Source organism: Corynebacterium antarcticum (assembly GCF_016595285.2).
Classification (GTDB): Bacteria; Actinomycetota; Actinomycetes; order Mycobacteriales; family Mycobacteriaceae; genus Corynebacterium; species Corynebacterium antarcticum.
Map to the genome: position 1 here is coordinate 890,767 of NZ_JAENIP020000001.1, position 9,423 is coordinate 900,189.

At 62.2% G+C, this 9,423-nt stretch carries 5 protein-coding genes, 1 tRNA gene and 1 CRISPR repeat array; of the genes, 3 read left to right on the forward strand and 3 right to left on the reverse strand.

Features of this window, described 5'->3' with window-relative positions; translation table 11 throughout:
* The first annotated feature begins 128 nt into the window (after positions 1 to 128).
* A CRISPR array of direct repeats spans positions 129 to 4,548; the repeat unit is 28 nt; unit sequence GGACCATCCCCGCATACGCGGGGAAAAC.
* 243 nt (positions 4,549 to 4,791) lie between these two features.
* Positions 4,792 to 4,867, reverse strand: a tRNA-Lys gene (locus tag JIM95_RS03865).
* Between the two features lie 350 nt (positions 4,868 to 5,217).
* On the opposite strand from JIM95_RS03865, the gene JIM95_RS03870 reads away from it, so the two are divergent.
* Positions 5,218 to 6,426, forward strand: a complete 1,209-nt coding sequence (locus JIM95_RS03870; RefSeq protein WP_200255746.1) for a L,D-transpeptidase — start codon at positions 5,218 to 5,220, stop codon at positions 6,424 to 6,426.
* Between the two features lie 76 nt (positions 6,427 to 6,502).
* Here the strand turns inward: JIM95_RS03870 and JIM95_RS03875 are convergent, their stop codons facing one another.
* Positions 6,503 to 6,784: a DUF3618 domain-containing protein gene (locus tag JIM95_RS03875; RefSeq protein WP_200255748.1), complete on the reverse strand. Its 282-nt coding sequence runs from the start codon at positions 6,782 to 6,784 to the stop codon at positions 6,503 to 6,505.
* Positions 6,785 to 6,954: 170 nt separating this feature from the next.
* Here JIM95_RS03875 and bcp point away from each other — a divergent pair, with 170 nt between their 5' ends.
* Positions 6,955 to 7,455 carry a thioredoxin-dependent thiol peroxidase gene (gene bcp / locus JIM95_RS03880; protein WP_200255750.1) on the forward strand — a complete coding sequence of 167 codons (501 nt, stop codon included), beginning with the start codon at positions 6,955 to 6,957 and terminating at the stop codon, positions 7,453 to 7,455.
* 13 nt (positions 7,456 to 7,468) lie between these two features.
* Positions 7,469 to 8,131, forward strand: coding sequence for a TetR/AcrR family transcriptional regulator (locus JIM95_RS03885; protein WP_200255752.1), 663 nt, complete (start codon positions 7,469 to 7,471; stop codon positions 8,129 to 8,131).
* A gap of 786 nt (positions 8,132 to 8,917) precedes the next feature.
* Here the strand turns inward: JIM95_RS03885 and acpS are convergent.
* Positions 8,918 to 9,322 carry a holo-ACP synthase AcpS gene (acpS, locus tag JIM95_RS03890; protein ID WP_200255809.1) on the reverse strand — a complete coding sequence of 135 codons (405 nt, stop codon included), beginning with the start codon at positions 9,320 to 9,322 and terminating at the stop codon, positions 8,918 to 8,920.
* Positions 9,323 to 9,423 lie beyond the last annotated feature (101 nt).

Below are 9,423 nucleotides of genomic sequence, written 5' to 3' on the forward strand. Positions count from 1 at the left end.
TCTACAGATTTAACCAGCACATTTTTTCATTCTCGACGGTCGCAAGTTTATTTGTCAGAGGGGTTTTCGCACCATCTCCGCATGCGCGGGAAAACTGAGGTGACCTACACGAACGCGCCAGGCCACTGGGACCATCCCCGCGTACGCCGGAGAAAACGACCTACGCAGTCCTTAACCAGCAGATTCGGGGGGACCATCCCCGCATGCACGGGAAAACCTCATGGTCTGTAGCGGCGTCTCCGCCCGCCTGGGACCATCCCCGCATACGCGGGGAAAACGGCGAGGGGCTGCTGCTGCGCGAGTTTCCGGGCGGACCATCCCCGCATACGCGGGGAAAACGAGACACCGGCCATCGCGGCCAGTGACACGGGGGGACCATCCCCGCATACGCGGGGAAAACCGACGTTGGTGAATCCTCTGGAGAAGTTGGGGGGGACCATCCCCGCATACGCGGGGAAAACCTTATCTCGGACACCCTTGTGGACGGCAAACCTGGACCATCCCCGCATACGCGGGGAAAACAGTGGCGCCCGCGCGCTCCGCGTCCTCTGCCGCGGACCATCCCCGCATACGCGGGGAAAACGCGATCTCCGGCAGGCCGACGAACCCGGCTACCGGACCATCCCCGCATACGCGGGGAAAACCCCGGCGTGGTTACGGTGGGGCCTGGAACCTTGGGACCATCCCCGCATACGCGGGGAAAACCCCGAGGAGCACTGCACCCCTGAGGGCCTGGCCGGACCATCCCCGCATACGCGGGGAAAACTGGACCTGCAGCACCTGGGCGAGCTTCGCGGCGGGACCATCCCCGCATACGCGGGGAAAACCTGTACCGCCCCGAGGACGCGCCCCGCGGCCGGGGACCATCCCCGCATACGCGGGGAAAACCGCCTGTACGACCGTCGGCGGCGCTCGCGGTGAGGACCATCCCCGCATACGCGGGGAAAACGCTGTGGGACGAAGTGCTGTCGCCGGTGTTTGGGGACCATCCCCGCATACGCGGGGAAAACGCCAACTGCCCCTTCGTGCCCTGAATCTCCAACGGACCATCCCCGCATACGCGGGGAAAACTGCGTCGTGGATGGAAAGCATGGTGTGAGTTCCGGACCATCCCCGCATACGCGGGGAAAACTCGTGGCGTGCCTTGTCCAGCGCCTCCTCGGACGGACCATCCCCGCATACGCGGGGAAAACTGCTCATGGTGTGGTCCTTTTAGTGGATGGGGGGGACCATCCCCGCATACGCGGGGAAAACGCCGTCACCGTCCGGTGGGGCCGCGATAGTCTCGGACCATCCCCGCATACGCGGGGAAAACCACATCATCATCTGTATAGACCGATCCGTAGGAGGACCATCCCCGCATACGCGGGGAAAACGCCAACTGCCCCTTCGTGCCCTGAATCTCCAACGGACCATCCCCGCATACGCGGGGAAAACTGCGTCGTGGATGGAAAGCATGGTGTGAGTTCCGGACCATCCCCGCATACGCGGGGAAAACTCGTGGCGTGCCTTGTCCAGCGCCTCCTCGGACGGACCATCCCCGCATACGCGGGGAAAACTGCTCATGGTGTGGTCCTTTTAGTGGATGGGGGGGACCATCCCCGCATACGCGGGGAAAACGCCGTCACCGTCCGGTGGGGCCGCGATAGTCTCGGACCATCCCCGCATACGCGGGGAAAACCACATCATCATCTGTATAGACCGATCCGTAGGAGGACCATCCCCGCATACGCGGGGAAAACAACACGCAGGCGAGGTTGTCGGAGCTGATCGCGGGACCATCCCCGCATACGCGGGGAAAACGACGCCGCCGCCGAACGCATCGACTCCCGAGCGGGACCATCCCCGCATACGCGGGGAAAACTCCCTCAAAGATAAATTGTTCGCTTGGTCCGAGGGACCATCCCCGCATACGCGGGGAAAACACTTTTCCGTCGACGTACGAGGAATCAGCTTTCGGACCATCCCCGCATACGCGGGGAAAACCTCCGTTCTCGCGCCGGTAGTTATCCAGCGTGAGGACCATCCCCGCATACGCGGGGAAAACGAGGCCGCACTTCTCGCCACGTACGGCCGTGATGGACCATCCCCGCATACGCGGGGAAAACGGTTGCCTTGATGCTGACATTTACCATCTATGAGGACCATCCCCGCATACGCGGGGAAAACGGAATCGGTACCGGCGGAGCCTCCCTCGCCGCCGGACCATCCCCGCATACGCGGGGAAAACATCCCGGACATCATCAACGAATACGGCACCTACGGACCATCCCCGCATACGCGGGGAAAACTCCCTGAAGGACAAGCTGTTCGCCTGGTCCGAGGGACCATCCCCGCATACGCGGGGAAAACTGGCTCGCCGGCACGACGCCGATCTCGCCGAAGGGACCATCCCCGCATACGCGGAGAAAACTTCCCGCTGTGGTTGTAGATGGGTTGCACGCCGGGACCATCCCCGCATACGCGGGGAAAACGCGCCGCTGATCAAACCGGCGGCGACGAGGGTGGGACCATCCCCGCATACGCGGGGAAAACAGAGGGTATTGGCTTCCGCCGCACGTTGATCACGGACCATCCCCGCATACGCGGGGAAAACAGGAGAATCACGCGCGACGATCGGAGTTTCTCGGGACCATCCCCGCATACGCGGGGAAAACCTCTACAGCCGCCGCTTCTGGTTCCGCGGCAGGGGACCATCCCCGCATACGCGGGGAAAACACCTCTGGCCTGCCGGTGTAGTCAAGGTGGACCGGACCATCCCCGCATACGCGGGGAAAACGCAACGTCGGCGAGGAATGGCTGCGCCTTGATAGGACCATCCCCGCATACGCGGGGAAAACACAATTCCGGCGCCGGACAATTCCAGCTACGAAGGACCATCCCCGCATACGCGGGGAAAACTCTCGCGTGTTCGTGCTCAGGGCGCGGTGGATGGGACCATCCCCGCATACGCGGGGAAAACGATCACGAAGTTCGGTATGCAGCTCGGCGGCGAGGACCATCCCCGCATACGCGGGGAAAACGAGCGCTTGACGTTGAGGGATGAGTTCGGGGCGGGACCATCCCCGCATACGCGGGGAAAACCAGTCCACCGGCGCGGTAGGCGCGGTTTTCCAAGGACCATCCCCGCATACGCGGGGAAAACGGAGGCCAGCGGGTTTGCGCAGGCTGGGCAGGGGGACCATCCCCGCATACGCGGGGAAAACCCCCATTTCCGCAGGCCCTCCCACCCGGTTGTCGGACCATCCCCGCATACGCGGGGAAAACGATAACCGACGGTGCTTCATAAGCGAGGCGTCCGGACCATCCCCGCATACGCGGGGAAAACGCCAGCGCGCCGGCGAGCGCCCCCAGCACGGGGGGACCATCCCCGCATACGCGGGGAAAACACGCTCTCATCGATCGACGCGCCCAGACCTCTGGGACCATCCCCGCATACGCGGGGAAAACCGGGGCGTGATCGACGATATCGAAGTCGAGCCGGGACCATCCCCGCATACGCGGGGAAAACTCATATGACGTATTCGTCGGCGTGAGCTGCAGGGGACCATCCCCGCATACGCGGGGAAAACTACCTGAAGCTCGTCGGTGTCGACCCGGCCCGCGGACCATCCCCGCATACGCGGGGAAAACAGCAGACGAGCGATCACAGTGTCAGCGACGCCCGGACCATCCCCGCATACGCGGGGAAAACCTGTTTTTGGCGCCGTCGCGTCTTTCGGCAAGAGGACCATCCCCGCATACGCGGGGAAAACTCATCGTTGAACCCGGCGCGTGTCTTGAACGACGGACCATCCCCGCATACGCGGGGAAAACGGAAACACCCCGGTACCGGAGACAACCACCCGAGGACCATCCCCGCATACGCGGGGAAAACGCTACCTTGTTCCAGGCTTTCACGATGCCCTCGGGACCATCCCCGCATACGCGGGGAAAACTTCTGGATTACGCGGATGGTCGTTCGGGTCAGCGGACCATCCCCGCATACGCGGGGAAAACTGCGGAAACGCAACCAACAGGGGCTAGCCCACCGGACCATCCCCGCATACGCGGGGAAAACCCGGCTCAACCACGACCTTGATCTGCTCAGTCAGGACCATCCCCGCATACGCGGGGAAAACTCTCATCGCCACTTCTCGGGCGGTGATCAACTGGGACCATCCCCGCATACGCGGGGAAAACCTCATCATCATCGTCGGCGTCATAAACCTGCTAGGACCATCCCCGCATACGCGGGGAAAACACAGGGGCATGCCGGGCTTCACATCAGACGCCGGGACCATCCCCGCATACGCGGGGAAAACATGGGGGCCGCACACTGCTGCGCGATCACCTGAGGACCATCCCCGCATACGCGGGGAAAACCCACTACCGGACCTCGCCGGATACGTGCGAGACGGACCATCCCCGCATACGCGGGGAAAACGTACCCGACGGCGACGGAGAGGCGGGCGACATCGGACCATCCCCGCATACGCGGGGAAAACCCATATCTCTATCCGGCGCATCCGCTCGGTGACGGACCATCCCCGCATACGCGGGGAAAACACTTCCCAGACTGGAGGTTTGGGAACCCCAAGTCAATTATAGCTTCAGTTTGCTGTCGATCTCACTACCGTGTACCTGCAAGGTGTAATGAGGTTCTTTGTGGCTTCGCCTCACACATCCGAGCCACACAGTTTCAGTCAACCGAGATTCTCTAGCTCGGGGTGCAGCAAATGCCGATCTCACGGTCAACCGACTGGCACGCACGAGTAAAACCCCGCCCGGATCACTCCGGACGGGGCAAATTGGTGCGCCATCAGGGACTCGAACCCCGAACCCGCTGATTAAGAGTCAGCTGCTCTGCCAATTGAGCTAATGGCGCATACCGTTACCGGGATTTTTACTCCCTCGGCAACGAAGAGAAATATTACAAGCGGCCGGAATGATTGTAAAATCGCCAGCTCATCAGCCGTATTTCCAGATCAGGAGCGCTCCTCGACATCGCCGGCTGCAGATGGAGGATGGATGAGCCCGAACGGGACACAAGTCGGGACGGCGGGCACGGTCACGGCTCAGGAACAATCGCCCCGAAAGTCCCCACTCACCGCAACTCCGGAACGTAGGCTGGTAGCACCGTAACCCTGCGGACGCAGCCGCCGATCTAGTGAAGCGGCACAGTCTGGCTTACCGAACAGACATGCCCCGCAGAGACGTAGACCCAAATGGAGCACAATGACCTTCGGACAACACGCGTCAAAGACCGGGAGGCTGACCAGTCTCCTGGCCATTGCCGCCACCACCGGATTTCTCGCCGGTTGCACGATTGACGGTGACAACAGCGACGGCAGCTCCGCACGAGCCGCCGCGGAGACTGCCACCACCGCTGCAGAACCCCTGAAACCCGCGGTGAGCATCCCCGACGGTTCAACAGACGTGGATCCGAAGGTGCAGGTGACCGTCAAGGCACTCGAGGGGACGCTGGAGAAGGTCGTGATGACCAACCAGGACGGCTACGAGGTCGAGTCCACGCTCTCCGGCGACGGTAAAACGTGGACGACCGCCGAAGTACTGGGTTACTACCGCAATTACACGATCACCGCCACGGGTTCCAACGGAACGACGCGCACGACCACGTTCAGTACCTCACAACCGGCACAGACCGCGTCGGTGGCGCTGGCTCCCCTGGACGGGTCCACGGTCGGGATCGGTCAGACCATCGCGTTCCGGTTCGGGCTCAACATCCCCGACAGGAAAGCTGCCGAGGAAGCCCTGGAGATTACCACCGATCCACCGGTGGAGGGCGCCTTCTACTGGCTGAACAACCGTGAGGTGCGGTGGCGCCCCGAGGAGTTCTGGACACCGGGCACCAAGGTCGAAGTCAAAGCCGACATCTACGGCAAGGAACTCGGCGGCGGGATCTGGGGTGCGGCGGACAATGCCGCGAGCTTCACCATCGGCGATTCGGTGATCTCCTACGCCGACGACAACACCAAGCAACTGAAGGTGACCCGCAACGGCGAGGTGCTGAAGAGCATCCCGATCTCGATGGGTTCAGCACGCTTCCCCACCCCGAACGGCACGTACATCATCGGCGACCAGCACCCGACACTGGTCATGGACTCGTCGACGTACGGCACACCGGTTGATGATCCGGACGGGTACCGAACGAAGGTCCAGTTCGCTACCCAGATGAGCTACTCCGGAATCTACGTGCACGCGGCTCCATGGTCCGTCTGGGCGCAGGGAAGCCAGAACACGTCCCACGGGTGTCTCAATGTTTCCACGGACAACGCCCAGTGGTTCCAGAACACGGTCAAACGCGGCGATGTCGTCATCGTCAGTAACACCCAGGGTGGACAGTTGTCCGGCTGGGACGGTCTCGGGGACTGGAACATCCCCTGGGAGACCTGGAAGGCCGGAAACGCGGACGAGAATCAGTAACCTCCTCAAAAGATCATGCCCACCCCGGTAACCCGGGGTGGGCATGATCTTCTTCGGTCTTGTCCAGACGTGGTGTCTAGGAGAGACGCTCGGAGAGCATACGCTGCAGCTCCTTGAGGTCGCTGCTCTTCTTGCGGGAGCGGTAGACCCCGAAAGCAGCGGCCAGAACTACAGCGCCGGCGACACCGGCGAGGATCTTCTGGACCTTCGGATCGTTCAGCTTGTCGGTAGCGGAACGCTTGGCGTCGTCCACGATGTTCTCCGGACGGCTGCGCTCTGCGAGCTGGTCCAGGGTGGAGGCGAACTGCCGGCGGGTGCGGTCCAGCTCGCGCTGGATGTCTTCGATGTCACGTGCCACGGATGAACTCCCGGTTTTAATTGTGGTGGTCAGTCTTACGATGCCTCCAACGGTAGTTCATGGGAGGGGTGACGCGCACCTGGGCCACTATGGTGAACGGGCGGATGCGGTGGCGATCGAGGGAGAATCCGGTCTTAACTCCGGAATCGGGGCCGGGTAAGGTGAGATTCATGCCCGCGCCTTCGTCATCCCCCACGAATACGTCATCTGCTCCCCGTCGGCTGGAACCCGGTGATCCGGCGCCGGCGCTCACACTTCCGGATCACACCGGAAAGACGGTTTCACTGGAGGATTTCGCCGGGCGCCGCGTGCTGGTCTACTTCTATCCGAAGGCCGGCACCCCAGGATGCACGAAGGAAGCGTGTGATTTCCGGGACAACCTGTCCGACTTCACCGATCTCGGTATCACGGTCCTGGGTGTCTCCCCGGACTCCCCTGACGCACTCGCCGCTTTCCGGGAGGACGAGAGCCTGCCGTTCACCCTTCTCTCCGATGAATCGAAGGAGACGATGGCGGCGTGGGGCGCGTGGGGCGAGAAGAAGAACTACGGTCGTGTCGTGCAGGGAATCATCCGTTCCACGATCATCATCGGCACCAACGGCCGGGTGGAGTCCGCGCAGTACAACGTTCGCGCCACCGGTCACGTCGCACGGGTTCTCCGGGATCTGTGACCGGGATACGCCGATGACACCCCGTTCCACTCCCCCGAGCGACCAGAATTCGACCGAGATCCTCGTCCCCCGCAGACGCCCGGCGCAGCAGCGCTCGCGCGAGAGGTTCGATCGCATCCTCACCGCGGCGCGGAGCGTTCTGGTTGATGTGGGATTCGAGTCATTCACCTTCGACGAGGTCGCGCGGCGCGCAGAGGTGCCCATCGGCACGCTCTACCAGTTCTTCGCGAACAAGTACGTCCTGATCTGTGAGCTGGACCGCCAAGACACGGCCGGTGTCGTGGCCGAGCTCGACACCTTCGCCCACCAGGTACCGGCTCTCCAGTGGCCCGAGTTCCTCGATGAGTTCATCGAGCACGTCGCGAAGCTGTGGCACGATGACCCCTCAAGGCGTGCGGTCTGGCATGCGATTCAGTCCACCCCGGCCACCCGAGCCACGGCCGCTGCGACGGAGTCTGAGGTACTCGAGATTATCGCGGAGGCGATGCGCCCCCTGGCCAGCCACGCAACCGACGAACAACGGGCCGAACTGGCGGCCATCCTCGTCCACACTGCAAGCTCACTGCTGAACTTCGCCGTCCGCGACCCAGGAATCGACGACAGGCGCTTCGATTACACGGTGAGAGAGATCAAGCGGATGCTCGTCGCGTACCTGTTCTCGGTGGCTCAGGGGTAGGTTCGAAGTTGACCAGTCTGAGTGGCTTACAGGTCGTATAATAGCAGTAGATGAAGCCAATCCCGATCACTCGCTCTACAGCCACTGCGCCAATTTTGGATGGATCAATTTCATCGACTTCTCCTCCCCACTGCCGCACACACCGACGAAGATCCTTGACCGCCCCAGGTTCATACACACCGGTCACCCAGAAACCCGCGCGGCCTCCCGCTTCTTTATCTGCGCTCGAACTATGGCGCGGGATATCGACGGCCTCACCCTTGATCGCCCTCAGCTTTCGAGCGCCGTCCTTATGGCCAGATTCTCCAGATCGGTCAGTTTCCATCCGACTCTTCCTCTTTTCATGGCTCGTCGTACAGGAACGTCAGGCTGACCCTCTCCAAGACTGTCCCAACGAGATAAAAGTAGCATATGCGACGCCCTTTGTTAACCCCTACTAAATTAGTCAGTTGGTAGGTTACACCGCACAGCTGCAGTCAACATTCTGAATCAGCACCAGAACACCCCAAAGATCGATACTGTGCTACCTTCTTCACACGGAGCCGATGATTTCTCCACGATTCCCCGCCCCAACGAGCGGGGATGGCCCGTTAGTAGGGGTGGTTCGAGCATGTCCGCCTTTGTTCTTCCCCGTCGTTACGGGGCATCACGCATATCCAATGAACAAGCCACCAATTTTACAATTGGGAATAGTGTGGTGCCTCTGCAATTCTCATTTGTCAGAGTGGATTCAGCTATTGTCCCAGCCAGTTGATCGTGTCGGTCACTGCCCCTCAATGCGCATCTTCATCTGATCACCCAACACACCGCCGTCGCGTAGTCCCCGTCGTGCGAGATGGACAGGCTCACGCGCACGTCCCCCAGGCTGGTTGCGACTGCTGATGCCACCTCCCCGTGGAGGACGAGTGTGACTCTCCCCCACCGGTCGGGCCTTACCTCGATCTCCCGCCAGTCGAGGCGTTCCTGAGCGATGACGGGTGGTTGCCCGTAGAGCGCGGTGGACCAGGCCTTGATGAACGCCTCTTTGGCGGCCCAACGCCCGGCGAGGTGCTCGGCCCGCAGATGGGCCGGTTTCCGGGCCGCGGTGCGCTTCTCCGTGGCGGTGAATACGTCCGTGAAGGTGCTGCCCGGGGTGTCGAGTTGTTCGGCGAAGCCGGGAACGTGGACGAGGTCGGTTCCGATGGCGGGCAGCAGCGGTGCGGGCATGGATCCATTCTACTTTCGGGGCAGCACCGTTCCGGGTGGTGGCACGAGACGACCGCCGCCCCACCTGTGAACGTGGGGCGGCGGTC

Coding starts and splice junctions, on each gene's coding strand:
- JIM95_RS03870 (WP_200255746.1), top strand. CDS start 5,218: ATGACCTTCGGACAACACGCGTCAAAGACCGGGAGGCTGACCAGTCTC.
- bcp (WP_200255750.1), top strand. CDS start 6,955: ATGCCCGCGCCTTCGTCATCCCCCACGAATACGTCATCTGCTCCCCGT.
- JIM95_RS03885 (WP_200255752.1), top strand. CDS start 7,469: ATGACACCCCGTTCCACTCCCCCGAGCGACCAGAATTCGACCGAGATC.